Origin of the sequence: Blautia sp. AF19-13LB (genome assembly GCF_003479105.1) — a bacterium.
In the GTDB taxonomy this organism is placed as follows: Bacteria; Bacillota; Clostridia; order Lachnospirales; family Lachnospiraceae; genus Fusicatenibacter; species Fusicatenibacter saccharivorans.
Genome location: NZ_QUGO01000016.1, coordinates 41321 through 66911 on the forward strand (window position 1 = coordinate 41321; position 25591 = coordinate 66911).

Annotated in this window: 20 protein-coding genes and 1 riboswitch; of the genes, 4 read left to right on the top strand and 16 right to left on the bottom strand. The window is 51.1% G+C overall.

Annotated features, from left to right (window positions below; all coding sequences use genetic code 11):
• Window positions 1-108 precede the first annotated feature (108 nt).
• Window positions 109-258 carry a hypothetical protein gene (locus DWX32_RS19710; protein ID WP_156327623.1) on the bottom strand — a complete coding sequence of 50 codons (150 nt, stop codon included), beginning with the start codon at window positions 256-258 and terminating at the stop codon, window positions 109-111.
• A 177-nt stretch (window positions 259-435) separates the two neighbouring features.
• On the opposite strand from DWX32_RS19710, the gene DWX32_RS15010 reads away from it, so the two are divergent.
• Window positions 436-1803, top strand: a complete 1368-nt coding sequence (locus tag DWX32_RS15010; protein ID WP_117510099.1) for an MATE family efflux transporter — start codon at window positions 436-438, stop codon at window positions 1801-1803.
• Between the two features lie 97 nt (window positions 1804-1900).
• Here the strand turns inward: DWX32_RS15010 and nrdD are convergent, their stop codons facing one another.
• The gene (gene nrdD, locus DWX32_RS15015) at window positions 1901-4036 is read right to left on the bottom strand and encodes an anaerobic ribonucleoside-triphosphate reductase (protein WP_022461695.1); all 2136 of its coding nucleotides are present in this window, start codon (window positions 4034-4036) and stop codon (window positions 1901-1903) included.
• A gap of 171 nt (window positions 4037-4207) precedes the next feature.
• Window positions 4208-5056 (bottom strand): diaminopimelate epimerase, encoded by an 849-nt coding sequence (dapF, locus tag DWX32_RS15020; protein WP_117805222.1) that lies wholly within the window; start codon window positions 5054-5056, stop codon window positions 4208-4210.
• A gap of 205 nt (window positions 5057-5261) precedes the next feature.
• Between dapF and DWX32_RS15025 the strand changes: the two genes are divergently transcribed.
• Both DWX32_RS15025 and trxB read left to right on the top strand, forming a co-directional pair.
• On the top strand, window positions 5262-6587 hold the full coding sequence (locus tag DWX32_RS15025; RefSeq protein WP_117801548.1) for a hypothetical protein: 1326 nt from the start codon (window positions 5262-5264) through the stop codon (window positions 6585-6587).
• A 59-nt stretch (window positions 6588-6646) separates the two neighbouring features.
• Entirely contained in the window at window positions 6647-7567 is a 921-nt protein-coding gene (gene trxB / locus DWX32_RS15030) for a thioredoxin-disulfide reductase (protein ID WP_117510103.1), read from the top strand.
• Between the two features lie 573 nt (window positions 7568-8140).
• Here the strand turns inward: trxB and DWX32_RS15035 are convergent.
• From DWX32_RS15035 to DWX32_RS15050, 4 genes are all read right to left on the bottom strand, one after another.
• Window positions 8141-9238, bottom strand: coding sequence for an ABC transporter ATP-binding protein (locus DWX32_RS15035; protein ID WP_055220215.1), 1098 nt, complete (start codon window positions 9236-9238; stop codon window positions 8141-8143).
• Window positions 9239-9244: 6 nt separating this feature from the next.
• Window positions 9245-10306 carry a FecCD family ABC transporter permease gene (locus DWX32_RS15040; RefSeq protein WP_242991167.1) on the bottom strand — a complete coding sequence of 354 codons (1062 nt, stop codon included), beginning with the start codon at window positions 10304-10306 and terminating at the stop codon, window positions 9245-9247.
• 11 nt (window positions 10307-10317) lie between these two features.
• Window positions 10318-11682: an ABC transporter substrate-binding protein gene (locus tag DWX32_RS15045; RefSeq protein ID WP_243037604.1), complete on the bottom strand. Its 1365-nt coding sequence runs from the start codon at window positions 11680-11682 to the stop codon at window positions 10318-10320.
• 79 nt (window positions 11683-11761) lie between these two features.
• Window positions 11762-15550 (bottom strand): hypothetical protein, encoded by a 3789-nt coding sequence (locus DWX32_RS15050; protein ID WP_118660461.1) that lies wholly within the window; start codon window positions 15548-15550, stop codon window positions 11762-11764.
• A gap of 279 nt (window positions 15551-15829) precedes the next feature.
• Window positions 15830-16033: riboswitch (cobalamin riboswitch) on the bottom strand.
• Between the two features lie 119 nt (window positions 16034-16152).
• On the opposite strand from DWX32_RS15050, the gene DWX32_RS15055 reads away from it, so the two are divergent.
• The gene (locus tag DWX32_RS15055; RefSeq protein WP_158579603.1) at window positions 16153-17919 is read left to right on the top strand and encodes a DUF885 domain-containing protein; all 1767 of its coding nucleotides are present in this window, start codon (window positions 16153-16155) and stop codon (window positions 17917-17919) included.
• A gap of 90 nt (window positions 17920-18009) precedes the next feature.
• Here the strand turns inward: DWX32_RS15055 and DWX32_RS15060 are convergent, their stop codons facing one another.
• The 9 genes from DWX32_RS15060 to DWX32_RS15095 form a co-directional block, all read right to left on the bottom strand.
• The gene (locus DWX32_RS15060) at window positions 18010-19479 is read right to left on the bottom strand and encodes a hypothetical protein (protein ID WP_022461704.1); all 1470 of its coding nucleotides are present in this window, start codon (window positions 19477-19479) and stop codon (window positions 18010-18012) included.
• Between the two features lie 175 nt (window positions 19480-19654).
• The gene (locus DWX32_RS15065) at window positions 19655-20425 is read right to left on the bottom strand and encodes a TrmH family RNA methyltransferase (RefSeq protein WP_118660465.1); all 771 of its coding nucleotides are present in this window, start codon (window positions 20423-20425) and stop codon (window positions 19655-19657) included.
• A gap of 11 nt (window positions 20426-20436) precedes the next feature.
• Window positions 20437-21093, bottom strand: a complete 657-nt coding sequence (locus DWX32_RS15070) for a potassium channel family protein (RefSeq protein WP_118660467.1) — start codon at window positions 21091-21093, stop codon at window positions 20437-20439.
• A gap of 15 nt (window positions 21094-21108) precedes the next feature.
• Window positions 21109-22494 carry a TrkH family potassium uptake protein gene (locus DWX32_RS15075; RefSeq protein ID WP_117801552.1) on the bottom strand — a complete coding sequence of 462 codons (1386 nt, stop codon included), beginning with the start codon at window positions 22492-22494 and terminating at the stop codon, window positions 21109-21111.
• Between the two features lie 8 nt (window positions 22495-22502).
• Entirely contained in the window at window positions 22503-23042 is a 540-nt protein-coding gene (locus DWX32_RS15080; protein WP_118660469.1) for a hypothetical protein, read from the bottom strand.
• A complete protein-coding gene (locus DWX32_RS19715) occupies window positions 23042-23194 on the bottom strand; it encodes a hypothetical protein (protein ID WP_158555015.1) in 153 nt (50 codons plus the stop codon). The genes DWX32_RS15080 and DWX32_RS19715 overlap by 1 nt, the downstream gene beginning before the upstream one ends.
• A 106-nt stretch (window positions 23195-23300) precedes the next feature.
• Window positions 23301-23555 (bottom strand): helix-turn-helix domain-containing protein, encoded by a 255-nt coding sequence (locus tag DWX32_RS15085; RefSeq protein ID WP_117510109.1) that lies wholly within the window; start codon window positions 23553-23555, stop codon window positions 23301-23303.
• 48 nt (window positions 23556-23603) lie between these two features.
• Window positions 23604-24812: an RtcB family protein gene (locus DWX32_RS15090; protein ID WP_118660471.1), complete on the bottom strand. Its 1209-nt coding sequence runs from the start codon at window positions 24810-24812 to the stop codon at window positions 23604-23606.
• Window positions 24813-25150: 338 nt separating this feature from the next.
• Complete coding sequence (locus DWX32_RS15095; protein WP_055267727.1) at window positions 25151-25465, bottom strand: helix-turn-helix domain-containing protein; 315 nt, start codon at window positions 25463-25465, stop codon at window positions 25151-25153.
• Window positions 25466-25591 lie beyond the last annotated feature (126 nt).

Below are 25591 nucleotides of genomic sequence, written 5' to 3' on the forward strand. Positions count from 1 at the left end.
TTTACTTTTGTTAAAAACAGCGAAAACAGGTCTTATAATTCTATTAAATTTCACAATTTTTTCGTATATTTCCGTTTGTTTCGATGACGGCTCCAATGGCAGCCGAACCTACTTCCGTTTCTTATCTTTCTTTTTCAAAAGCTTCTCCAGCTCCTGCATGGATTTCTGGATTTTATAAAGACAGCCGCTGCCGGCATATTTATTCTGATAGCAGAAATCCTGGAGTTTCTGCTGAAGGAAACCTGATTTTCTGATCAAACTTCTTCTCCGCTTTCCGGCGTACCGGACACGGGCACCGGAAAAGTTCTTTTTCTTCTATATTATACAGGGAATGTCAAAAATGACCAGAAAATAGCTTGTTTTAGCCATTGTTTTCCCATTTCCTTTCCGCTATAATACAGCAAAAACTACTATTTATACTTTGGGGGAATTTTTATGAAAACACGAATGAATTTTAAGGATGAATTTTACCAGAAACTAAAACTCCTCGTCCTTCCGATTGCGATCCAGAATTTTATGCTGGCTCTCGTCAGCGCAACGGATGCGATCATGCTGGGCTGGATTGATCAGACTTCGTTGTCTGCTGTTTCACTGGCCGGACAGGTGCAGTTTGTTTTGAGCCTTTTTATCTCAGGCATCGCGGCGGGCGCCGGTATTATGGCAGCGCAGTACTGGGGGAAACAGGATGCCGCTTCGATCGAAAAAGTGATTCCGATCGCACTTCGCACCAACCTGCTGTTCTCCGGCCTGTTTACCATCCTTGCCGGTTTCTGTCCCGAAATGCTGATGCGCATCTTTACAAATGATGCGGCCCTGGTTGCAAGCGGAAGCCAGTATTTACGCGCTGTTGCACTCTCCTACGTACTCTGCGGTATTTCGCAGGTCTATCTGATCCTGCTGAAAAACACCGGTCATGCAGCAGTCAGCTCCCGCATCAGTTCCACTGCGGTTGTACTGAACATCATTTTAAATGCCATCCTCATCTACGGTCTTTGCGGTGCTCCGGCACTTGGGATCCGCGGAGCAGCTTATGCAACGGTAGCTGCCCGCGTTGTGGAACTGATCTGGGCTTATCTCGAGACAAAGAAACCGGAGCGTGTACGGATTCTCTGGAACCGCCTCTTCTCTTCCGCAGGGAAAATACTTTCAGAAGACTTCTGGCGCTACACGCTTCCCGTGCTTGCGGCCTCCCTCGTCTGGGGAATTGCCTACGTTCTGTACTCCGTTATCATGGGCCACATGGGAAGCGATGCTGTTGCAGCAAACTCGATTACCTCGATTGCAAAGAGCCTCCTCTCCTGCCTGATCCGCGGTGTGAGCGGCGGTGCCGGTGTTCTGATCGGAAACCTGCTCGGTGCAGATGAACTCGAGAAAGCACGCGAATACGGCGGCCGCCTGACGCATCTTGCAATTGCCATCGGCGTTGTGACCGGCGGTCTTCTGATGTTGATCTCTCCTGCAATCGTCCACTTCGCTCCGCTTACCGATACCGCGGCAGAATATCTGCAGTACATGCTTCTCTTCTGCGGTCTGAACTTGATGGCACAGTCGGTCAACACCACCGTTCTCGACGGCATCTTCTGTGCCGGCGGCGATGCGAAATTCGATATGCAGGGAAATATCGGCGCGATGTGGTGCTTTTCCGTACCGCTTGGTTTCCTCGCCGCGTTCTGGCTGAAGCTGCCGGTCATGGTTGTCTACTGTATCGTAAACCTCGATGAGATCGTGAAACTGCCTGCGGTTTATCTTCATTATAAAAAATACGTCTGGGTACGCAACATCACCCGCGATATCGAAGAATAATTGCCGAACTATAAAATCCCCTGCGGAAAATCCAAACCGAATGGATTTCCCGCAGGGGATTTCGTTCTTTTATCGTATTACAAATATCGCAATGATTTTACATCGATTTTCTCTCTGCAATTTCCGCCATCTTTGCTTCATTCAGACGTGTGTCGCCATGGACACGGCTGTAGGAAAGATAGCCGTTCATACGGTCGATCTTTGTCAGGTTCTTGGAACCGCAGACCGGGCAGACATCCATGTCGAGTTCCTGGTGGCCGCAGTCATCGCAGTAAGCCAGGGACAGGTTGACGCCCTCGTAGTAGCCAAGCTCCATCGCACGCTCGATCAGTGTCTTGATCGCGCCTTTGTTGTAGCCGACCGGATAGCGCACGTACTGGATTTTTCCGCCGTTGCAGAGCTCCCAGAAACGTCCCTCGAGATCCTGTTTCTGGATCGGGGTAATGTCCTCGGTTACGTGGCAGTGGAAACTGTTGCTCACATACGGGCGGTCCGAAACGTTGCGGACGATGCCGTACTGTTTGCGGAACTGCTCTATCTGCAGGCCGCACAGGGATTCTGCCGGTGTGCCGTAGATCGCATAGAGGATGCCGTCCTCTTTCTTAAACTCGGCAACCTTGTCGTTGATATATTTCAGCGTGTCAAGTGCGAACTGTCCGTCCTCAACAAGAGATTTTCCGTTGTACAGCTCCTGCAGCTCGTTCAGCGCCGTGATACCGAACGATGCGGTCATCGGCTTTAACAGCGGGCGGATCTTGTCGGACGGTTTTAAGTGGCCGCCGTAGAAACCTCCCTCACAGTAAGCCAGCGGGTTCGTGGATGCACGCATCTCGCCGAGGTAATCGTAGGTCCGTTTGTGCAGATCGCGGATCATCTCGAGGTAGAAATCAAGCACTTCGTGGAAATCGCGGTTCTCGGAACGGGATTTTGCCAGGATCATCGGAAGATGAAGGGAAACGGCTCCGATGTTGAAACGTCCGACAAAGACCGGTTTGTCGTTCTCATCTGCCGGCTCCATGCCTCCGCGCTCGTACCACGGGCTAAGGAAAGCACGGCATCCCATCGGGCTGATGACTCTCTTGTATTTCTTGTACATCTCGGCGATGTAGCCCTCGCCGCTCATCGACAGCCAGTCCGGATACATGGTTTTAGAGGAACAGTCAAGTCCTGCCTCAAAGACATCTTCTGCGATGCCGCCCTCTCCGTGAATTGCCTTGTCATATAAGAAGACGATTTTCGGGAAGAGCACCGGCTTTTTGTGGCCTTTCTTGCCCTGTCCGTTTTTGTGGACCTCAAGAAGGGAGATGGAAATCATCTTCTCGAACATGCTCGTTCCAAGGCCGAGGGTCACGGTAACGAACGGATAATCACCGCGGGAAGATCCAACAGTGTTCAGTTTATACTCAATTCCCTGCCATCCCTGATCGCACTCTCTTCTTACTTTGTCGATCGCATACTCGATGGCTTTCTCCTGTGCACCCTCCCAGGATGCGTCGGTATATTTCAGGAACTCTTTTACGTAGTAATCGTAGCTCTTCTGTGCGTACGGAGCAAGGATCTTGTCCACCTCCGGCACGGTAAAGCCGCCGTACTGCTGTGCAGCGGTGCTGAGGACGATATCGCCCATGACATCAAATGCGGTGTCGAGTGTCTTCGGCTCGTTGTACCAGACATTTCCCATCTCGAAACCGCCTTTTAAAACGTTTCCGACATCGAACAGACAGCAGTTCATGGTATCGAGACGTGCGGACTGGTCGTGGATGTAGATGTAACCGTCCTTACAGGCCTGCAGCTCGTTGCGGTTCATGAAGAACTTGCGGTACAGCTCTTTGTTCAGCTCGTTGAAAATCAGGCTTCGCTTCGTTGCAACGAGGGCGCTGTCGGTGTTGGCATTGCTCTTGTCGCCGATGTAGCGGATGGACTGGCTCTTCGTGTAGACCTCGTCCATCATATGGATAAAATCAGTTTTGTAATTGCGGTAATCGCGGTAGCTTTTTGCCACAGCCGGGTTTACTTTTTCGAGTGCTCCCTCCACGATATTGTGCATATCGCTGATCGGAATTTCGGTCTTTCCAAGGGAATATACGTGCTCGGTTGCGAACTTACAGATAAAGTCAATCTCCTGCTGTGAGAAGGTATACAGGATTCTCTGTGCGGATTTATTTACGGCACGGACGATCTTCTGCGCGTCGAATTCTTCTTTGGTGCCGTCCTTTTTGATAATATAAACCATTGTGGTGTCCTCCAATTCAAACACTATATCTTGTGTGTCCCCCACCCTTTTCTTGTAGCGGGCACCACATATTGTAGCATGTTTCTTTTGAAAAGAAAAGGCATTTCCTGTAAGTTTTTATTTTCAGAATATTGCATACTGCTCTTTCGTGCAGACAGAAATCTGCATTTTTCAAATTCGTTCTGCAAGCGTTCCTTCAAAAACGGTCTCGGCCGGGCCGGTCAGAAGGACCTTATTTTTCGTCCGGTCCCATGTAACGAAAAGCCTGCCGCCGCGCAGTTCTACGGCAGTTTCTCCCTCCGAAACACAGCCGGAAAGCATCGCCGCGACGGCTGCCGCACACGCTCCCGTTCCGCAGGACAGCGTTTCACCGCTCCCACGTTCCCAGACTCTCATTTTTATTGTGTGTTGATCTAAAGTCTGGATAAACTCTGTATTGATACGGTCCGGGAAGCAGGAAAGGTGTTCAAAAGCGGAACCGGTCTTTGCAATGGATATTTTTTCCACATCTTCCACCGGAATCACCGCATGCGGATTTCCCATCGAAAGGCAGGTCATCGTATAATTTTCCCCGCACACGGTAATTTTATGCTCCAGCACATATTCCCCCAGAGAAACAACGGGGATCTGTGCGGCGCGGAATTCCGGCGTTCCCATCTCCACTGTCACCTGACAGATCTTATTCGGATTCTCCCCCGTCTGCAGATGAATCACACGGTTTCCGCTGCCGGTTTCGATAGTCAGCGTCGTTTTTCTCGTCAGCCCATGCTCGTACACGTATTTTCCCACACAGCGGATGCCGTTGCCGCACATCGCGCCCTTCGAGCCGTCGGCGTTGTACATTTCCATCGAAAAATCTGCTGTTTTGGATGCCCCGATCAGAATCAGCCCGTCCGCGCCGATGCCGAAATGGCGGTCACTTACCGCTTTTGCCAGCCGTCCCGGACTCTCCACCCGCTCCTCCATGGCATTTACATAGATATAATCATTTCCGCAGCCCTGCATTTTTGTAAAACGCATACACAGCCTCCTCCCAGACTTCTGCCCTTTCCAGTTCCTTACTAAATATGTATTCCGTACCGCGCTTTTGAAAAACCATTTTTCTCAAATCCGCTTCAGACATTGGAAAACGAAGCGGAATGTGATAGAATAGGGGGAACTGATATCGTTACTTACATGAAGTAACTCTCAAATATTTTTAACCATTTATTATGAGGAGGTTTTGATGAAAAAATACCGTTGGGTTTTAACAGCAGTATTTGCCGCTTTCCTCGTGGGAACGAGCGGCTGCGGAAAGAAAACAGAAACGATTCCGATCACAACCATCAGTCAGAGTACCGACGATGACGACCCCAAAGACAATCTGGCGGCCTCCGGCGATTCCGATGAGATTCCGGAATACGATGTGGATCTCTCGAAGAACCTGAACAGTTTTCAGCTTGCCATCTGGGGCGATACATACGAAGTTCCGGAATCCTACGCGGATTTTACAGCGCTTGGCTGGGTCTACAGCGGCGACGACACAAAGGAAATCCAGCCGGAATCCTTCTCAGAGGGCGAAAGCTTTGAAAAGGACGGAAACCAGATTACCGTCGATATTGCCAATCCGGACACCACGGCAAAGCCAGTGGCGGAATGCCTGATCGGAGGCATTCACATCGATACCTCGACCGCTGAGGGTCAGAATATCTATGTCGGCCTGCCGAACGGCGTCACCCTGCAGCAGTCGCTGATGGAGGATGTGGAAAGCATCTACGGTGCGCCAAAGGACCGTTATGAGGCCGATACCTCTGTGCAGTTCACATATGAATACGGGCTGTACCAGACGATCACGCTCGGCTTCGATAACGAAACGGGAATTCTGTATTCCCTCGATATGCAGAACTTTACGACCACGGCTGATGCAGAAGCGCTCGATGGTGTCAGCGATGCCACAACACCGGAAGTGGAGGCCTACCAGGCACCGGAAGCCGACAGCAGTAAAATCAACGACTGGACCGTCCGCTTTGACGATGTACTCTATCATCTTCCCGTTCCGGTCAGTGAACTTCTGGACCACGACTGGACCGTCAATACGAAAGAGTCCGATACGGCCGTTTTAAACGGAAAATACGGCTACGTCACGCTGGAAAAGGGCGGTCAGAAGCTTTACTGCACCGTACATAATTACGGCGCGGAGGCGACGACAGTACGCAACTGTTTTGTTACTTCGCTGTACGGCGATCTCGATACGACAAAGATTCCGATTTCAATCACAAACGGCATCACGCTCGGCACTTCCGAGAGCGATTTTCTGGCGAAGGCAGGGGATGCCAAATCAGAAAAAACGGAAAAAGAGGATAGTAACCTGACACTCTACACATTCTATAGTGATGACGAAAAGCTGGACTACACTGAAATCGGCATCGACAACGATCTGAAGCTGGTACGCAGCATCAAGGTGGTTCACAACCAGCCGGAAGCGCCGGAAGAAGAAGCCAAAAAAACTTCCGCGGAAGATTCATCTTCCGTTTCCGACAGTCAGGAACCGTCCGAAACACCGGCTCCGTAACGATACTTTCAGAAAAATGGCTGCATGGCAGCTTACTACAGACGAAAACGAGGATTTTTATGGAAAACTTATACGACGTTATCATCATCGGCTCCGGCCCGGCGGGTCTTTCTGCCGCGATTTATGCGAAACGCGCAAAGCTCTCCTCTCTTACGATTGAGGCAAACTTTGCAAGCGGCGGCCAGGTGCTGAATACCTATGAAGTAGACAACTATCCCGGCCTTCCGGGCATCAGCGGCATGGATCTCGGAAGCACGCTGCGCGCACACGCTGAAAAAATGGGCGCGGAATTTTCCCGTGAGCGTGTGAAGGAGCTTGTTCTTGACGAAGAGATCAAGATTGTCCGCACGAGAAAAAATGAGTATCATGCCAAAACGGTCATTCTTGCAACCGGTGCGGAGCACCGCGCGTTAAATGTACCTGGTGAAAAGGAGCTCTCCGGCATGGGCGTCTCTTACTGTGCAACGTGTGACGGCGCATTTTTCAAAGACAAAACCGTTGCCGTTATCGGCGGCGGCGATGTCGCCGTGGAGGATGCGATTTTCCTTGCCAGAACGTGCAAAAAGGTTTACGTGATCCACCGCCGCGATGAACTGCGGGCAGCCGGTGTTCTCCAGGATGCACTGCTGGCACTGCCGAATGTGGAAATGGTGTGGGATACGGTTGTGGATTCCATCGAAGGAAACGAGATGGTGTCCGGCGTGAAGGTAACGAACAAAAAGGCAGGGGAAGCCGGTGTGATCACGGTAGACGGCGTGTTTATTGCCGTCGGCATCGTTCCGGTCTCCGCACTGATCGCAGGCATCGTAGAAACCGATGAGGCTGGCTACATCAAAGCCGGCGAAGACGGTGTGACGAGCGTGCCGGGCGTGTTCGCCGCAGGCGATGTCCGCACGAAGCAGCTCCGTCAGATCATCACGGCAGCCGCCGACGGCGCGAACTGTGTGACTTCGGTAGAGAAATATCTGATCAGCCACTGATGGCTTCTTTCGAATAGAATACGGCAAAAGCAGGCATTCTTCGTATTGTACGGAGAACTGCCTGCTTTTTTCTGTTTTTCCGTAGTTTCTGAAATCTGAAAAACCTTTCATGTCAGTCGTGTAAAACTTTAAAACCTCTTTTTGTCGAAATTGCACAAAGAAACCGGTTTTTTCCCACACGGGCCAATTTTATAAACATCCCGTCCACAAGTTATCCACATAGTTAACCACCGAAAACATGCCTAAAAACAAGTTATACACCGAGTTATCCACATTATCCACGAAAAACGGTGTGGAAAGCATGTGTTTAAATCTTGCGAAATCAGAACGCGTGTTTTGGTCATAACAGAGAAAACCGTTATTTCGCCAAAAGATTTTATAAAGCACTTGACTTTTTAAGTGTCAATCTCTGTTGGTTTTTGACTTGAATTGTGTGAATTTTTCGTACAATTTAATATTACATTTTTCGTGTTCTTTTGCTGTTTTTACAATGGCTGCAAAAAGAAAATCTCCTGTTCGGAAAACGATTGTTTCGTTCCCAGACAGGAGATTTTGATTGGATTTTTCTTTGTTTTACTCTGCCAGCTTTCCAAGCCGCTTTGCTTCTGCCCTCAGCTCTTCGATCCGGCGGTTGCACATGCCCACCGGGACGCCGGTGTCGATGACACGTTCACAGCTCTTCATCAGCTCGCAGGCGCGGGCAAATGCCTCGTCGCTGATCTCCTGGAACGGTGCTTCGGTTACCGTCTCCATCGCCAGAATGCGGGCGAGCTGGTAATCGATATCGTTCGTATACAGGACGCCTGCCGCAAACGGGACATTTTCCTTCTGCAGTTTCCGGAACACCGGGATTCCCGTTCCGCCGCCTGCGAGGACAAAGACGCGCGGTGTTCCCTCCGGCCGCGGCAGCTCGATGCTTCCGAAGCACGGGTCAAACGAACCATTGTCAATCTCGTATAGTTCGCGGATGATATCCTCGCGGAAAATTGTCTCCGGTGCGCCGAAATGGGAAATAGCATCGCCCTTGACGCAGATGATCTTATCTGAAATTTTCTGTGCCAGATCGATCTCATGCAGCGACATGATGACGGTGATGCCCTTCTCCTTTGCCATGCGGCGCAGAATCGCGAGCAGTTCCAGCTTGTGGCGGATATCGAGGAAAGAAGTTGGCTCGTCGAGGATGATGACCTCCGGCTCCTGACAGATCGCACGCGCAAGAAGCACTCTCTGGCGCTGGCCGTCGCTGATGGCGTTGAAATCGCGGCCGCCGAGCTCTTCGGCATGAACGGCGCGCATCGCCTTCTCGACCTTCTCCTCATCCTCGCGGGTCAGCATGCCGAGCCGTCCGGTGTACGGATAGCGGCCCGTTGCCACAATATCGTGGCAGGTCATCAGCTCCGGCTTCATGCGCTCCGTCAGCACAACGGCCATCTTCGTGGACAACTCGCGGAACGAAAGCTCATGCAGGTTTTTCCCGTCAAACTCCACATTTCCGCCGACCAGCTTTAACTGGCGGGTGATGCTTTTCAGAATCGTTGATTTACCGGAACCGTTCGGTCCGATCAGCGTAACGATCTCGCCTTTTTCGATGCCGATGCAGATATCTTTGATCAGCGGCTTCTTATCATAGCCGACCGTCAGGTGGTCCAGATGAAAATAATATTCATTCATATTCTCTTACCCCCTTTTCCGGCGCAGCATCATGAAAATGACGACCGGCGCACCAAAGATCGATGTGACCGTACTGATGGACAGCTCCAGCGGTGCAAACGCCATACGCGCGATCAGGTCGCACATCATACAGAAGACGGCTCCGCCGAGGAACGTTCCCGGGATTACGACGAGCGGACGCGATGTGCCGAGGCTCTGTTTAACGAGGAACGGGACGGCAATGCCGACAAACGAAATCGGACCGGCAAATGCGGTGACGCATGCGGAGAGAATACTCGAAAGCAGAATCAGCGCGATGCGGAATACTTTGATGTTGACACCCATGCTCTGCGCATACGCCTCACCGAGCTGATATGCACCGATCGGTTTTGCCATCAGGAACGTGATGACAAAGGTGATGCCGATCACAGCCGCAGAGATCGCTACGTTGCTCCAGCTCATGCCGGAGAAGCTTCCCTGTGACCAGCCGTGGAGGTTGACGATATCGGAATCCTCCGCGAAGGTGACAACAAAATCCGTGACCGCCGAGCAGATGTAACCGATCATAATACCGCCGACGAGAAGTCCTGCCATATTTTTGATCCGCCGGGACATCAGCAGAATGAAGCCGACGGAGAGAAGGGATCCTAAGAATGCTGCAACAATCATCGTGTAAGATGTGATATTGCGCGCCCGCTCCAGATAAAAGATCATGGTCAGCGCCACGACCATTTTGGCTCCCGAGGAAATTCCAAGAACAAACGGACCGGCAATCGGGTTTTCAAAGAAAGTCTGTAAAAGGAAGCCCGACAGGGACAGAGCACCGCCCAGGATTGCCGCCATCAGAATACGCGGAAGGCGGATTTTCCAGATAATATTGTACGCTTTCCCCTCTCCGGTCCGCCGCAGCAGAATCCGGAAAATTTCCGGAATCGAAATATTTACGTTTCCGGAATTGATATTCAGCACGGTGATGGCGGCGAACGCCAGAATCAGCACCAGGAACACAGCGGCATACCGCGAACGGCGCCGGAAGTTTTCCATATGGAAACTGTTCTCTTTTCCTGTCATATTTTTTTTCTCTGACATACGTTCCTCCATCAGGATAATTTTCTTAAGAATACCATCTGATCCGGATCGCCGCCCGTTACCAGAAGGTTAATGTCGTTGGTAAACTGTGCAATTTTATCGGTTGCCTGATACATGGATTTCTCGGTTGTCCAGACGTTGCCCTCTTTGACTGCTTTGTAATCGGCAAACATGGAATCCTTTGCCAGCAGGTCGTCCAGGGTTTTGACGGTGGAATCGATGCTTGCGTTGTAGATCAGATAGTCCGCATCTTCGGCCGTATCGTAGAACTGCTCCATCGTGATCGGCACGGATGTTTTTCCGCTGTCGTCCTGGAGATCACGGAAGGCGTTGCGCGCACCGCCAAGCTCGATCATGTTGGAAATATAGTCCTCCGGGTTCCGCACAACGGCAGCTCCGCTCGTATTAATATAGAAGAAAGCGACCGTTTTTTCGGTATTCTGGAAATCCTTCAGATTTTCCACAACACTTGCCTGATTTGCAAAGAAGTCGGCTGCCTCCTCCTCTTTGTCCAGCATGGCACCGTAGAGTTTGATCCATTCGGTTCTGCCAAGAGGCTGGGATTCGTAGCTGGAACGGTCGATGAAGACCGGAATATCGAGCATCTCGATCATCTCCTGTACCTTCGGGGAATGGAGGATCATCGTGGATTCAATGGCCAGATCACAGTTCTCACTGACCAGAAGTTCGTAATCCGGCTCACTGTATTTTCCGGCGAAGATCATCGTTCCGGCATTCATCGCGTCAACGGCATCCTGTACGTACCAGTTGTCTGCGGTTTCACCGGAGAGACGAATCGTATCGAGGGAGTCGATGGCATCGAACAGCGCCATCGGAGAGGTTGCTGCCATGTAGATGCGTTCCAGCGGCTGATGGATTACAATTACGTCGGAATCGAGGTCATCCGGCGCCTCTTTTCCGTCCGGGACGAGCAGATACTGCGCGCCGTCTTTGACATCGATCAGTTTATAGCCGTCTGTGCAGTAGTATACGTTAAAGCACTCGGCGTAATTCAGGACCATCTGGCTCTCGATGGTGATTCCGGTGATGTCCGGTGCGTCGCTGACATCGTCTGTCGTTGCGAAACCATCCGCGGATGCGGTATCACTCCCGGAGGTGCTGCTCTCAGCAGTGGCTTCGGAGGTGCTTTCACTTTCAGCTGTACTTTCCGAGACGGATGTGCTCTCCGTCTGGCTTTCGGAAACGTCTGCTGCGGATGCTGTGGATGTGCTGCTCTCAGAAACTGCCGAAGTGCCCGACGCGGACGATGTGCTGCTTCCCGTTGATGCGGTGCTGCCGCAGGCCGTCAGTGACATCGCTGCTGCAAGAAAAAGTGCGGCCCATTTTTTCAGCTTTCTTTCGTTTTTTCCTGTCATTTGATATTCCTTTCTGAAAGAAAAAGCCGCTGCCATACGGCAGCAGCCCTTTCTCATTTTTTGCTGCAAATTATTGTACTTATTTATTCTCTTCTGCCTTTACCATCTGCTGGAACAGCTCGTTTGCCTGATCCTCGCATCCGAAGATCACGCCGTAGACTTTCAGCCACTCTGCTTTCGCAAGATCGGTCTTCTCATCTGCGGAACGGTCAACCAGCATCGGAATGGTCAGGGTTGCCAGACGTTCTGCGGTGTCGGACAGACGCTCATTTTCCTCTTTCAGAAGTTCTTCCGGAGTCTTGTCTTCGTCTGCTTTCTCATCCGTTGTCTTATCGTCTTTATCGTCCTTCTGATCCTCAGATTTGGTATCTGCGGTCTCGTCGGCTGCATCAGCATCTTCCTCATCTTTTGCATTTCCCGGAAGGAACTCAGACGGAAGAATTGCAAAGTCGATTTCGTCTTTTACCAGAGCTTTGTAGTCCAGATCATCGAATGCTCCGTCGAAGGAGATTTTTTTATCTTCCATTGCTTTTGCAATGTTTTCGATCTGGCAGTCTTTCTGCTCCATGCCGACTGCTTTGATGCTCTCTGCTGCGTCTAACTGCTCGTCGAGAAGTTTCAGGGCATCCTCAGATGCTACGTATGTTTTCTCAACCGGAAGCTGGATCACAATCATATCTTTGTCCAGTCCTGCCGGAATCTCAACATCTTTCGGAACGATCAGATATTTGACAACATTGCCTTCGTACAGCTCTTTTGTCTTTTCGGTCAGATCTTTCGCTTTCTCAGTGCTGGTTTTTTTGGAATCGGATGCTGCTGCCGCTTCTTCCTCGTCGGTTGCTGCTGCGGTATTCTCTGCTGCTGCGGTATCGGTATCTTCTGCTTTCTTGTCGTCCTCGGTCTGTTTCTCCGGATCACGCTCGGTATCTTTTGTCATATCGATCTCCAGCAGGGTGATGCCTTCGTCGTAATGATACATCTTGAAGTACTCTGCGTAAGCAAGTTTTGTCTCTGCTTTGTATTCCAGTCCCATGATCTCTGGAGCGGTGGTATCCAGCTTGGAGTTATCGGTGCTGATCGTGGAGGTTGTTCCGTCTGCTTTTACAAATCCTGTGCTGAAAGAAGTGCTGCCGCCCTTCTTTGCTGCTGCCAGGGAGATGAAGATGTTGTAGGAAATCTCATGGGCAACGGACATTCTGGTGGTCATACCGATGATGGTATTGTTCTTGTTCAGCTCAACCGGAATGGTGAAGATGCTGCTTCCGCCGCTGACATTTGCCATGTATTTATTTCCGTTTGCTTTTACATATCCGTAGTACGGACTGCTGAATGCGATCGTTGCATAAGCCTGTCCGTTCGTTACAGTAATCTTGCTGCAGGAGATGGTTACCTTTCCGGATCCGCCGGAGAAGGAGAATCCGTCTGGTGTGTAAACGCCGTCTGCCAGTGTGGTTGCACTGTCTACTTTGGATGTGCCGCCGCTTAAGTCAGACTCATATTTGGATTCCTGCTCCGGTTTGGTATCGGCCGGTTTCTGGGTCGGTGCCGGAGTCGGGGTGCTGGTCGGTTTTACAACCGGTGTCTCAGATGGAGATACGGTTGGGGTCTTGGTCGGAACGATGGTTGGTTTCGGAGTATCGCCCTTGTTGTCATCCGACGGAAGGTCTCCGGTCTTTTTCAGGCTGGAAGATGCAATCGTGATGGCTCTGTCGTACCATTTGCCGCTCTTTACTGCATGAGCTGCTACAGCAAATTCCTGATCAAGTGCCTCTACCGGGATTTCAAACTGCATTCCGGTTTTGGTTTCACCGTCTAAGGTGTAGTCCACTTTTCCGGTGGAAGCGATCCATGCGCCGCTCTCTGCTGCCGCATCTTTTCCGGTTCCCATATACAGATAATCATAGCCGCTTCCGCTTAAGGTGATAACTGCTGTCATTTTTCCGTTTTTCGCGGTCAGTTTTACGCCGACTACCTTGAACATTGCTGCATTAGTTGTTGCCTCTGCACTGTAAATACCATCTGCTACTTTATTGGTCTCATCTGCCGGAAGATCTGCGGTCTTTTTCAGACTGGAAGATGCAATAGTAATGGTTCTTGCATACCATTTATCCCGTTTTGCAGAATGGGAAGAAACAACAAGTGCCTGATCGAGTGCTGCTACCGGAATATCATACTGCATTCCTGTTTTCGTCTCGCCGTCTGCTGTTGTGTAATCAACGGTGCCGACGCCTGCAATCCATGCACTCTTGTCTGTGGCAGCTGCCTCTTCCGGTGTTCCCATGTACAGATAATCGTAGGCAACACCACTTAACGTGATGCGTGCTTTCATGTCGCCGTCTTTTACGGTCAGCTCTACGCCGACTACTTTGAACATAGCTGCGCCGGTCTCCGCGGTTCCGCTGTAGATACCGTTTTCTACTTTCGCCGGTTCCGGAGTTGGAGTTGCGGTTGGAACCGGAGTCTCACTCGGAGTCGGGGTTGCAGTCGGGACCGGAGTCTCGGTCGGCTCCGGTATCGGAGTTACTTCCGGTGTTTTGCTTCCCGGAACTGCAAGATAAAGCTGCTGTTTGGTGTACCAGGTTCCGTCTTTCTTTCCAAGAACGATCGGAACGGTTGTGCCGGCTTTGTCCGCATCTACTTCAAATGTAAAGGAATAACCGCCGTTTGCTTCCTGCATTCCCTGGATAGCCGGTGTTTTTGCAAGGTCATCGTTCTTTCCAAGATACAGTTTATCAAATGATACGTTGTTTGTTTTCAGTGTAAGAACGAGTTTATCGCCCTTGTTGATCATTGTTGCCTCGGAGATGACGAACATTTTGAATACGCTGCCGTCCTCTTTGGTAACCGGTGCTTCTACACTGGCTGGCTTATTCGAGGAATCCTCACCTGGATTTTCGCTTGGAGTCTCGGTTGGTTCCGGTGTTACCGTCGGGATTGCATCGGTGCTGTGGATCGTAACGGTTTTATCAGCCCATGTTTTTTTCTTGGCTGAGCGAACGGCAACATCCATCTGTTTGTCAAGCTCTTCCACCGGAATTTCAAAACGATATCCGGTCTTTTCTGCACCGGTCTTCGTATCCGTATAGGTTTCGCTTCCTGTCGGAGCAATCCAGCTCTTTTCATCTGCTGCGGCAGCTTCTGCTGCTGTTCCCGTATACAGGTAATCATAGCCGGTTCCACTCAGCAGAATGGATGCTTTCAGTTTTCCATCTTTTACGATGAGTCTGGAAGAAATCACACGGAACATGCTTCCGGTTGCTTCTGCAGAAGTCTCATACTCACCATCTGCCGGTTTTGCTGCTTCCGCTGCTTTTGTTTCTTTCTCCTCGGCTGTATTGGATGCCTCATTTTTGGTTGTTTCTTTTACTTCCGTTTTCGGCTGTTCTGCCGCCGGACTGGTATTCTCTTTTACAGCATCTTTGGTTTCTTCTTTTGCCGGTGTTTCTTTTTCAGCATCTTGGGAAGTCTCATCTGCTGCTTCCGGCTCTTTTTCTGTGGTATCGGCAGTCTCTTCACCGTCTTTTGCAGTGTCCTCTGCAGTATCTTCCGAAGCATCCTCATCTGCGGATGGTGTCTCGGTCTCGTCAGATCCTGCCGCTGTCTGATCCTCTGCAGGCGCGGCCGGTGTTTCCGTCGGCTCTTCTGCCGGAGTCTCTGCAGTGCTTTCACTGCTCTCGGTTTCTGCCGGTGTTGTTTCCGGTTCTGCCGTCTCTGCTGTTTCTTCGCTCTGCGGCGCTTCCTCTGCGGCTGCGCTGCTTTCTGTCTGTGCTGCTTTTTCCTGCGTATCTGCTAATACGCTGGCAGTCGGGCTCATGATCATGGACGCCGACAGCAGCAGTGCCAGAAATTTGCTTGAATTTCCTTTCATAACTTCTCCTTTTCTTCGGATATCCTTCGCGCATCTGCTCCGGATTCCGTCTGACTTTTTCAGGCAGCTGGGCGGTGCCTGTCCCCGTCAATGATGTCTCCCTGCAAGTAATCTTGTTTTTGAGGACACATTTTTTCTGCGAAAAGACAAACAGACATCTGCTTTTTCTGCAAAAGAGTTTCTCCACCGGAGCTCTTTTTCGGACGCATGGCGACAAAAAAGCAGATGTCCGATTTTGCTTCGTACATCTTTCCATGAATATATGCTTTCATCGGAAGCGATTCACTAACCTTTCCAGCAGGTTTCCTGACTCGCAGATCTTCACGGCAGCCGCGCCTTCTCATGCGTTTCGCACAATGGCATTTCTGCAGCTAACACTCCCTGCTTACAGTGACCGGATCGCTCAGGATTTCCACCTGATTCTCTTTTACCTTCGCGGATTCTTTTTCAAATCCGTTCTGCACTGAAAAGTCCCTTATTTCATTCGTTACTGATTATAGCAAAGCCGTTTTGGAAAGTCAAATGAAAGGCCACGGAAAAAGCGCATAAAATCAGCATTTTTTACATACTTTATGATAACTGTCCGCACCGGAGCCTATTCTATGAAACCAGCTTCTCTGCACCGCCGCATCCTGTTCCCTCTGCTTCTGTGCGGCGGACTTCTTTTCGCCCTGCTGTTCTGGTATTTTTCCCCGTTCTTTTCCCCTGGTGAGAACCGCCGGTTTTCCGCGTATGTGGAGGAACGGTTCCACTCCGAGGTAACCTCTTCTGCCATCACGCTCCACTATACCCTCGCTGATCCGGCTTCCCGCGGAATTGCCCCCGGCACCGCCTCGTTCGGCACGGTTTCCATCCCTGACCGCACCTCATATGATGCCCTGCTGCAGAGTGTGGAAACAACGCTCACATCCTTTCATCGCAACCGCCTCTCCGCGGAAAATCAGATCACGCTCGATCTTCTGCTCTACGAGCTGGACTGCGAGAAAATGCCGGGCAGCACCAGCCTTCTTGCGGAACCGCTCGGTCCGTCGCTTGGGATTCAGGCACAGCTTCCCATTCTGCTCGCGGAGTACCCGTTCCGCACACAGCAGGATATCGCCGACTACCTCCATCTTCTGCAGGATCTCCCGCGCTATTTCTCCGACCTCATCGCACTCGAACAGGAAAAATCCCGGCAGGGCGTGTTTCAGAATGACCTTGCGGTCGATGGCATTATCCACCAGTGCAGTGCTTTTCTCGCCGACGCGGATACACCGGAAATCCATCTGCTCCACACCGTTTTTCAGAATAAACTGCAGGCGTCTTCACTGTTTTCTGAGGCGGAAAGGAATCTCTGTCTGCAGACGCATGAAAAACTCCTTACCTCCTGTGTTTTTCCCGCCTACCGCTCTCTTTCCGATGCGCTTTCTTCACTCCGCGGCAAAGGAACACAGAACGCCGGTGGTCTTTCCCGGCAGGAAGGCGGACTTTCCTACTATGCGTATCTTCTCCGCAGCCGCGTCGGTGTTGATGCTTCACCGGAGGAGCTGACCCGCCTTTTAACACAGCAGCTTGCGGACCAGTGTGCCGAAATGCAGATCATTCTCGATCAGAATCCGTCGCTCCCCCTCTCAGAGCAGGCGCTCGTGCTGCCGTTCTCCACGCCGGAGGAAATGCTTGCCGATCTGCAGAATGCCGTTTCTGAAGATTTTCCCGTTCTTTCGGGTATCGCATACGAAGTAAAGACCGTGGATGACTCCCTCAAGGATTTTTTAAGCCCCGCCTTTTATCTCACACCGCCCGCCGATGTCAATTCACCCAACTCCATTTACCTGAATCCCGCGGATGAGATGACCGGCATCGAGCTGTATTCCACACTTGCCCACGAGGGCTTTCCCGGCCATCTGTACCAGACCGTCTCGTTCTCGCGCTCCGACCCGCTTCTGATCCGCCATCTCTACGCGCCGTCGGGTTATGTGGAAGGATGGGCAACCTACGTTGAATCATATGCCTGCCGCTACGCCGCACGTAATCTCGATGCAAACACGCAGGCGCTCTGCCGTCTCTGGTATCTGAACCGCTCGGTGCATCTTACCCTCTGCTCGCTGCTGGATCTCGGAATCCACAGCCAGGGATGGCTCCTCTCGGATGCGTCAGCCTTTCTGGCGCAGTTCGGCATCACGGATGCGTCGGCCGCTGCCTCTTTATATCAGTATATTCTCGAGACACCGGCGAACTATCTGAAATACTGTGTCGGATCGCTCTCGTTTTCGCAGCTCCTCTCGGAAGTGCGGGAACAGGAAGGTGACTCATTCTCATTGATCGGTTTCCATGAAAAACTGCTCCGTCTCGGGCCTCTGCCGTTTCCGCTCGTAGAAAAATATCTGTAAACGGTTCGCCCTGCTGAAAAAAAGATCCCACAGACTTTCTTCTATAAATAATAGAAAGTTCTGTGAGATCTTTTTCATTTTCAAAATTCTTTAACCTAAATTGTAAAGAGATGGATCTGTCGGCCGCTGCGGATCAATAACAGAGGCAGAATCAAACAGATCGCTTGTTCTGTCCTCGCCGCCTCCGTAGAGGTTCTGGTACAGACGGTATCCATCCAGGTTTCTTCGTCCCATACGCAGGTAATTGTCTCTTACCTGAACGAAATACTGGGAGGAATCTACGTTGCAGTAGATGTTGAAGCCCTGACTCTTTAAGTAAGCAAACTTCTCATTGTCCATCGTGTAATCGTGCCAGTCGGAAAGATCCTGTCCATGTGCAAAGATGATGATATCGCTTCCGCCGATGAGCGGTGCAACATACGTCAGCCATTTCTCGGTATCCGCCTGGATCGTCTCGATCGGTTTGTCGCCGACACGGATATGGCCCCAGGTATGGCTTGCGAATGTCCAGCCGTCTGCTTTGATCGCATCGGCTACTTTTTTCGCCTCCTCGCACTCTTTATCCCAGTCGAAATCCGGGTGTGCATCAAGCCATGCTACCTGATCATCCGTCAGATCTTCTCTCGTCTTGTAATCACCGTCGGTGCGGTATCCAAGGATTCCATCGTAGCCGGTCAGTGCTACGGTTCCGCGCGCATTGTGGTATACGGCATCCGGATGCGCTTCGATAAACTGATCCATCAGCGGGATGCAGTCGTAAGCACCGGTCACAACAGTTCCGTCATCCTGAATGTATTCGCAGGTCGGTTTTCCGTCGTCGCCGACTACCATCTTGCTGGCAATGCCGCGTCCGTCGTAAGAGTGGTAATAGGAAAGGTCATCCAGAGAAAGAACGAATGCTTTCTTGCCCTCCGGCAGGTAAATGTCCCCTTCCTCGTAATGAACGGTTCCGTCATCATCTACGGTCTTTTTCACGAGATCGTTGATCGAAACCATGACATATCCTCTGTCGTACATCTGCTGGGTGATCGCGTTGAACTCATCCACGGTGGTCATCCACTGGCAGAAGCCTGCGGTCTGTGCGTTGTCCTGATAGAACGCTTTCTGCGGATCGACTACAAGAGAATGATAGAAAATGTGGGTTACTTCGTTGACGTTGACGCGCACACAGGCATCTCTCGTGCTGGTGTACTCTGCTACTTTTGTGATGATATCCGCGTCGGTCGCTGCGCCCTCTACGCTCTGGAGCTTTTCAATGGCTCCATCGTAATCGTATGTCTGCGCAAGTGCATCGGCTTCCGCCATAATCTGTGCTTTCGTTGTCGGCGCTTCAGCACTTCCCGTGCTGTCCGACGATACGGAACCGTCCACCTCTGCTGTTTTCTGATCCTCTTTTTCCTGTGCTTTCTGCTGGATTTTTTCTGTTCCTCCGGCCAAAGCCCAGATTCCAATGCCGAAGATGACAAGCAGAACACATAGAATTCCTGTTTTGATCATCAGCGCACGCTTCCGCTTTCTTCTTCGGAGCTCCTTTTTACTGATGTTTTTTTTCTCACTCATTTTTCCTTCCTCCCAAAACAGCTTTTGCTTTTCTGGCAAATATTACAGTTTTACCGGACTGACAGAAATTCAGCCCGGACTCTGCTCTTTCTATTTTAGCTCAAAATACCGGTTCTGTCGAGTAGGTTTCCGGCAGGTTAAGAGAAATGTAAGAAAACCGGTAACGCTCTTTCTTTTATGCGCGCTGGCCGTGTGCCTCATACATGAGAACGGCGGATGCAATCGCTGCGTTTAACGACTCCACTTTTCCTTCCATCGGAATACGGATCAGGCACTCGGCGGCCTCTGCCATTGCATCAGTCAGGCCGTTTCCCTCATTTCCGATCAGGAATGCCGTTCCTTTTGTGTAATCCTCCTCGCGGTAGGAATGCACGCCGTGCAGATGTGCCGCGTACGTACAGATCTTCCGCGCTTTTAAGCCTTTTACAAATCCGACCGCATCGTCGACGATCAGAAACGGCATACGGTAGATCGAGCCCATCGTCGAACGGATCGTTTTCGGATTGAAGATATCCGCGGTACCGCGGCTCATGATGATGCCGGTGACTCCTGCGCCCTCTGCGGTGCGGATGATTGTTCCGACATTTCCAGGGTCCTGCAGATCCTCAAGCACCATCAGAAGCGGTGTCTTTCCGTTGTCCATCACCTCCTCTTCGGTGTAATGCGGCATGCGGATCACACTTAAAACACCCTGCGGCGTCTTCGTGTCGCACATGGACTGGAACACGCGGTCGTCCACTACTTCGTATTCTGTCCCGTCGGACGGCATTTCATGCATTTTGCTGCCGCCCTCAGACACATATACTTTTTTCAGCCATTCCCGCGGCGCTTCCTGGAACATTTTCCAGCCCTCCGCCACGAAAACGTCCTGCTCCCGGCGTTCTTTTGCTTTTTTGTTCAGCGCAATAATGTTTTTTACCTGTGCATTGCTGCTGCTTGTAATCATGAATGGTCCCCTCATTTCCTGTTTTTCATCAATTTGGCAAGTTCTTTGTTTTCGCCGATCAGAATCAGCACTTCCTCTGCGCGGAGCAGCGTCTTCGGATTGACCGTGACACGGATGTCTTCCCCGTCCTTGACGGCGATTACGTTGATACTGTATTTCTTCCGCAGATCCAGCTCCTCGAGGTTATGCCCCGTCCACGCTTCCGGCACGGGAAGCTCTACCATGGAGAACGAATCCGACAGCATGAAGAAGTCCTGGAAGCCACCGGAAATCAGGCTTTTTCCGAGGCGGATGCCCGTCTCACTCTCCGCCATCACGACGCGGTCCGCGCCAACTTTTTTCAAAATATTGGCATGCATCTGGCTCATGCCCTTTGCGATGACGAGCGGCACGCCCGCCTCTTTTGCCTGCAGGGTGGCGAGGATGCTCGACTCCATATTTTCAGAGATGCCGACGATCACGACATCCATGTTGCTGATGCCAAGCGATGCAAAAACACGGCTGTCGGTGATGTCCGCGCGCGCCGCATATGTGACGAGATCGGCGATCTCCTGTACCAGCTCCGGGTCTTTATCGACCGCGAGCACTTCTTTTCCTGCCTGCGCCAGCGTCGTCGCCACGGCGAAGCCGAATTTTCCAAGTCCGATGACTGCGTATTGTTTACTCATGTTTTTTCTCCTCTTTTATCCAATCAGCACCCGCTGTTCCGGGCGCTGGATATCCACATCTTTTCTTCCGCTTCTCCGCCGCAGTGCAATAGCCAGCGTAACCGGTCCAAGACGTCCCATGAACATGACCAGAATTACGATGATTTTTCCCGCCGCCGGAAGGGTCGGCGTAAGCGACCGCGTCAGTCCCACGGTTGCCACAGCGGAAACGATCTCATACAGGCAGTCCAGCAGAGGACTTCCGGTGACAGAGATCAGAAGCACCGTCGCGGTGAATGCCATCGTCAGTGCGAAGAAGAAAATAACGACCGCGGTGCGGATGTTTTCTTCCATGACCTTCCGTCCCCAGACCACGGTGTCGGAATCGCCGCGGATGTAGGATGCGACGACCACGAGCAGAATCGCAACAGTCGTCGTCTTGACACCGCCCGCCGTTCCCATCGGAGAGCCGCCGATGAACATGAGGATCATACTTACCATCGCGGAGCCGTCCGAGAAGTTTGCCTGCGGGATCGTCTCAAAGCCGGCGGTTCGCGTCGTCACGGACTGGAAGAAGGCCGCCATAGCCTTCTGCGCCGGTTTTAAGCTGCCAAGCGAGGATGCGTTGTTCCAGTCCAGCGCGAGGATCAGAAGCGCCCCGCCGAACAGAAGAATGACGGTTGTCGTCAGAACCAGTTTGGTGTGGAGCGTGAAGCCGCGCACGAAGTTTTTCCGGGTCCGTTTTCCTTTTACAAGATCCTGCACGCGCTCCAGAACTTCCCACCAGACCGGAAAGCCAAGGCCGCTTAAGAAAATCAGGCCCATCGTCGTAAAGTTGATGAGAGGGTTCGTCACAAACGGGGCGAACGAGGATTCCCCGACGAGGTCAATTCCGGCGTTGCAGAAGGCGGATACGGAGTGGAACAGGCTGTAGCCGATTCCCTTCCAGAAACCGTATTCCGGCACAAACCAGAAGCTGTAGAAAAAGGCTCCCGCCAGCTCCACCGCCGCCGTGCCGATCAGCAGCTTCCGCACAATACCGACGCTGCCCTTTAAAACCGGCAGATTGTAAGTGTCCTGGATCAGTTTACGGCTCTGCAGACTGATTTTCCGGCGCAGGATCAGAAACACCATCGTCAGGCACGCCATGATGCCAAGACCTCCGAACTGAATCAACCCGAGGATCACAATTTTTCCAAAGGTACTCCATGTCGTCGCCGTCGGAACGGTGACAAGGCCCGTCACGCAGACAGATGTCGTTGCGGTAAACAGGGCGTCGAGCCAGTAAACGCTTTTTCCGTCCGCCGCAGAAACCGGCAGGCAAAGAAGAATTGTCCCCAGCAGAATCACCGCAGCAAACCCCAGCATCATAATCCGCTCCGCCGGTGTGTGCCATTTATTTTTGCTTTCTTTTTCGGCCATCGCTCCTCCTATTCTGCCGCTTCATTTTCTGCTTCACTGCTGTAGTAGAGCTTTCCGGTCTCACTATCCGTCACGGTAATATCCGCAAAATATTCCCCGCAGGAACCCTCACACTGGTAATAGACGTCAAACGAAACCGTCATGTCATCTTCTCCTTCCAGGTATTCCGCGTGAACCTGATTTTTCGCGGCCCCCGTCGTTCTGCTCCACACTTTATCATCCGCAAGAAGCTCCTTTTTGATCTTCACAGGAAATTCACTGGATGCAATTTCGTGCTGATTGGACTCGTTTTTGATCCGGTAATAGAGATTCATGTACAGCCCGTCATCTTCCTCATGGAAAAACCAGCCGTAGATATCATCCTCCGCAACAATCGTCGGCTGGATCAGCTCAGCGTTTGTTTTGGTCGTGAATGCATTCATCTCATGCGTAAACTCATTCTGCATCCGGCGATGCTTCATCAGCCAGCTGCCTTCCTTCACACCGGCCGCAGCCACGGCAAGAACGACAGCGCCGATGCAAAGGCCAATGATTTTCTTTTTTGTCATTATTTAATTTCCCCTTTTCTTTTTGAAATACAAAAATAAGATACCCCTAAGAACATACTTATGAGTATCTTATCAGTTTGCACATATAAAGTCAACGGAGCCAACCCGATCCAGCCTGCCGTTTCTGCCTCACCGAGTGCTTCTGCTACCATAAGCCGGCTGCTGCGGCTTGTAGAAAAGCTACGGAATCTGTGCTTTTTATTCTACATGAAATTGAGGGAAGATTGTGTTAAAGTTGCGTAAAATACGTTCTCAGGTTTATGCACTCGCAAGTACAAGCTCTCTTGTCTCCACAATCACGATCTCATCGATCGACACATTCAGTACCGCTGCCAGCACGACCAGGTTGTCGATTGCCGGCATGGCGGTGCCGTGCTGCCACTTGTAGATTGCCTGCGGGGTGGTGAAACCGAAAATTTCCTGCAGGTCGCGGACGGTAAGGCCTGCCTGCTGCCGCAGTCTTGTAATGTTTCTTCCTGTTGCTTCCATATCAATTGACGGAATTGCCATCATTTTTTCTTCCTCCTTCTTGCGGAGGAATTTTACTGGTTTCCTCCGCCTCTATTCTGATGCTTTGAAATTGTAAACGGGACGCAGCACCTCCACGACATCGACCGATGCACGGACTATATCGAGAATGTCATCCAGCGATTTGTACGCCATCGGCGCCTCGTCCAGGGTATGTTCGTTGACGGAAGTCGTATAGATTCCCTCCATGCTCTTCCGGTATTCCTCCAGTGCCAGGGTTTCCTTCGCTTTTTTGCGCGACATCAGCCGTCCGGCTCCGTGCGGGGCAGAATCGTTCCACTCCGGATTTCCTTTTCCGACGGCGAGAATACTGCCGTCGCGCATATTGATCGGAATCAGCACTCGTTCTCCTTTGTGCGCTGCGATTGCGCCTTTTCGTAGTATCATCTCGTTTGTGTCGATATAGTTATGAATCGTGTGGAACGCATCGGTGCCGGTAAGGCCGGTTCGTTCCAGCAGGATTTCCGCCATTTTTTCCCGGTTCCGGCGTGCAAACTGCTGGCAGATCTCCACGTCGTGCAGATAGGCTTCCAGATATTTTCCGGTCAGATAGCAGAGATCCTCCGGCATCTGCGCTTCGTCCGGTTTCCACTGCAGCTGTTTTAACGCCTCCTGGATTTCCTTTCTGCGGCCCTGCTCTTTGTAGGTGCGTATGAGCTCCTCGCGTTTTTCCAGGTACTCGTCATAACCGCGGTCCAGCCGCACTGCCAGATTCTGGTAATACTCTGCCACCTGTTTTCCGAGATTCCGCGAGCCGGAATGGATGACGAGATATTTTGTGCCGTCGGCGGCTTCATCGATCTCGATAAAATGGTTGCCGCCGCCTAAGGTTCCAAGCGACCGCTCCAGGCGTTTTGTGTCTTTTAATTCCCGGCTGCAGGCAAGTGTCATCAGGTCAAAACGTTCCTGTCTCCCCTCCCAGACATTCATGCCGGACGGGATAACATGTGCCGCCTCGTCGATTTTTGCAAAATCAAGTTCGGCTCTTCCAAGATTTACGGTGTACATGCCGCACCCGATATCCACGCCGACGACGTTCGGCACTGCCTTGTCGCGGATGGTCATCGTTGTTCCGATCGTACATCCTTTTCCCGCATGCACATCCGGCATGATGCGGATCCGCGAGCCTTCCGTCATCGGATAATCGCACATGCGTCGGATCTGCTCGATGGCTTCCTCCTCTACGATCCTGGCATAGCAGATGGCTGTATTTACTTTTCCTTTGATTTCGATCTGATCCATTCCGGGTTTCTCCCTTCTCAATTTGTTCTGATATAAAATTTTAATAGAAAAAGCCACCTATCCCATGTGTTCAACATAAGATAAGCGGCTCCTCTTCGTTCGTATCCAGTTGTCTGATGCGGTCGTCTAATTTGATCCTCCCGTATCATATTCCACAGAATCCGTTCTGTCGCTTTTCTCAATTGAACATATCAAAACAAAGCCACGCTGTTTGACGACAAACGTTGCTTCTGGGGTATGTTCTAAATTGCGGTAGCCAAAACGTATTCCTGCTGACATCTGTTTTTCCTTTCCAAAACCTTTTTAACCGGTTCTTTTTCTGTTTTTTCTTCACTGTATCACAAAATAACGATTTTGTCATTATACCAGCGGTTTAATCTTTCTCGGATTTTTCTGTATTTGCTTCGGAAACGAGGAATATCCCCGTCAATGACGAGGATATCTTCGATGCTTGTGTTTAATAATCTGCTTAAAATGAGAAAGTTGTCCAGACTTGGCAGGCACTTGCCGGAAATCCATTTATAGACCGCCTGTGGATTTTCAAAACCCATGGCATTCTGAATGTCTCTCACGGTGTATCCGCTTTCACGAAGAAGGGATTTGATGCGGCTGCCAGTTTCTTTCTGCTGGATTGACAAATAAATGGGTTCCATCCTGCACCTCCATATGTTTAAGCCATCCCGAAACACAGTTTTATCTTATCATCCGGTACTGGAAAAATCCAGTTTTTTCTTCCTGTTTCTACACAACCCGAATGATCTGTTCATACAAAAGGATTT

Coding starts and splice junctions, on each gene's coding strand:
- DWX32_RS15025 (WP_117801548.1), top strand. CDS start 5,262: ATGAAAAAATACCGTTGGGTTTTAACAGCAGTATTTGCCGCTTTCCTC.
- DWX32_RS15085 (WP_117510109.1), bottom strand. CDS start 23,555: ATGATGGCAATTCCGTCAATTGATATGGAAGCAACAGGAAGAAACATT.
- DWX32_RS15045 (WP_243037604.1), bottom strand. CDS start 11,682: ATGACAGGAAAAAACGAAAGAAAGCTGAAAAAATGGGCCGCACTTTTT.
- nrdD (WP_022461695.1), bottom strand. CDS start 4,036: ATGGTTTATATTATCAAAAAGGACGGCACCAAAGAAGAATTCGACGCG.
- DWX32_RS15065 (WP_118660465.1), bottom strand. CDS start 20,425: ATGATTACAAGCAGCAGCAATGCACAGGTAAAAAACATTATTGCGCTG.
- DWX32_RS15055 (WP_158579603.1), top strand. CDS start 16,153: ATGAAACCAGCTTCTCTGCACCGCCGCATCCTGTTCCCTCTGCTTCTG.
- DWX32_RS19715 (WP_158555015.1), bottom strand. CDS start 23,194: ATGGTAGCAGAAGCACTCGGTGAGGCAGAAACGGCAGGCTGGATCGGG.
- dapF (WP_117805222.1), bottom strand. CDS start 5,056: ATGCGTTTTACAAAAATGCAGGGCTGCGGAAATGATTATATCTATGTA.
- DWX32_RS15040 (WP_242991167.1), bottom strand. CDS start 10,306: ATGTCAGAGAAAAAAAATATGACAGGAAAAGAGAACAGTTTCCATATG.
- DWX32_RS15075 (WP_117801552.1), bottom strand. CDS start 22,494: ATGGCCGAAAAAGAAAGCAAAAATAAATGGCACACACCGGCGGAGCGG.
- DWX32_RS15050 (WP_118660461.1), bottom strand. CDS start 15,550: ATGAAAGGAAATTCAAGCAAATTTCTGGCACTGCTGCTGTCGGCGTCC.
- DWX32_RS15060 (WP_022461704.1), bottom strand. CDS start 19,479: ATGAGTGAGAAAAAAAACATCAGTAAAAAGGAGCTCCGAAGAAGAAAG.
- DWX32_RS15010 (WP_117510099.1), top strand. CDS start 436: ATGAAAACACGAATGAATTTTAAGGATGAATTTTACCAGAAACTAAAA.
- DWX32_RS15035 (WP_055220215.1), bottom strand. CDS start 9,238: ATGAATGAATATTATTTTCATCTGGACCACCTGACGGTCGGCTATGAT.
- DWX32_RS15095 (WP_055267727.1), bottom strand. CDS start 25,465: ATGGAACCCATTTATTTGTCAATCCAGCAGAAAGAAACTGGCAGCCGC.
- DWX32_RS15090 (WP_118660471.1), bottom strand. CDS start 24,812: ATGGATCAGATCGAAATCAAAGGAAAAGTAAATACAGCCATCTGCTAT.
- trxB (WP_117510103.1), top strand. CDS start 6,647: ATGGAAAACTTATACGACGTTATCATCATCGGCTCCGGCCCGGCGGGT.
- DWX32_RS15070 (WP_118660467.1), bottom strand. CDS start 21,093: ATGAGTAAACAATACGCAGTCATCGGACTTGGAAAATTCGGCTTCGCC.
- DWX32_RS15080 (WP_118660469.1), bottom strand. CDS start 23,042: ATGACAAAAAAGAAAATCATTGGCCTTTGCATCGGCGCTGTCGTTCTT.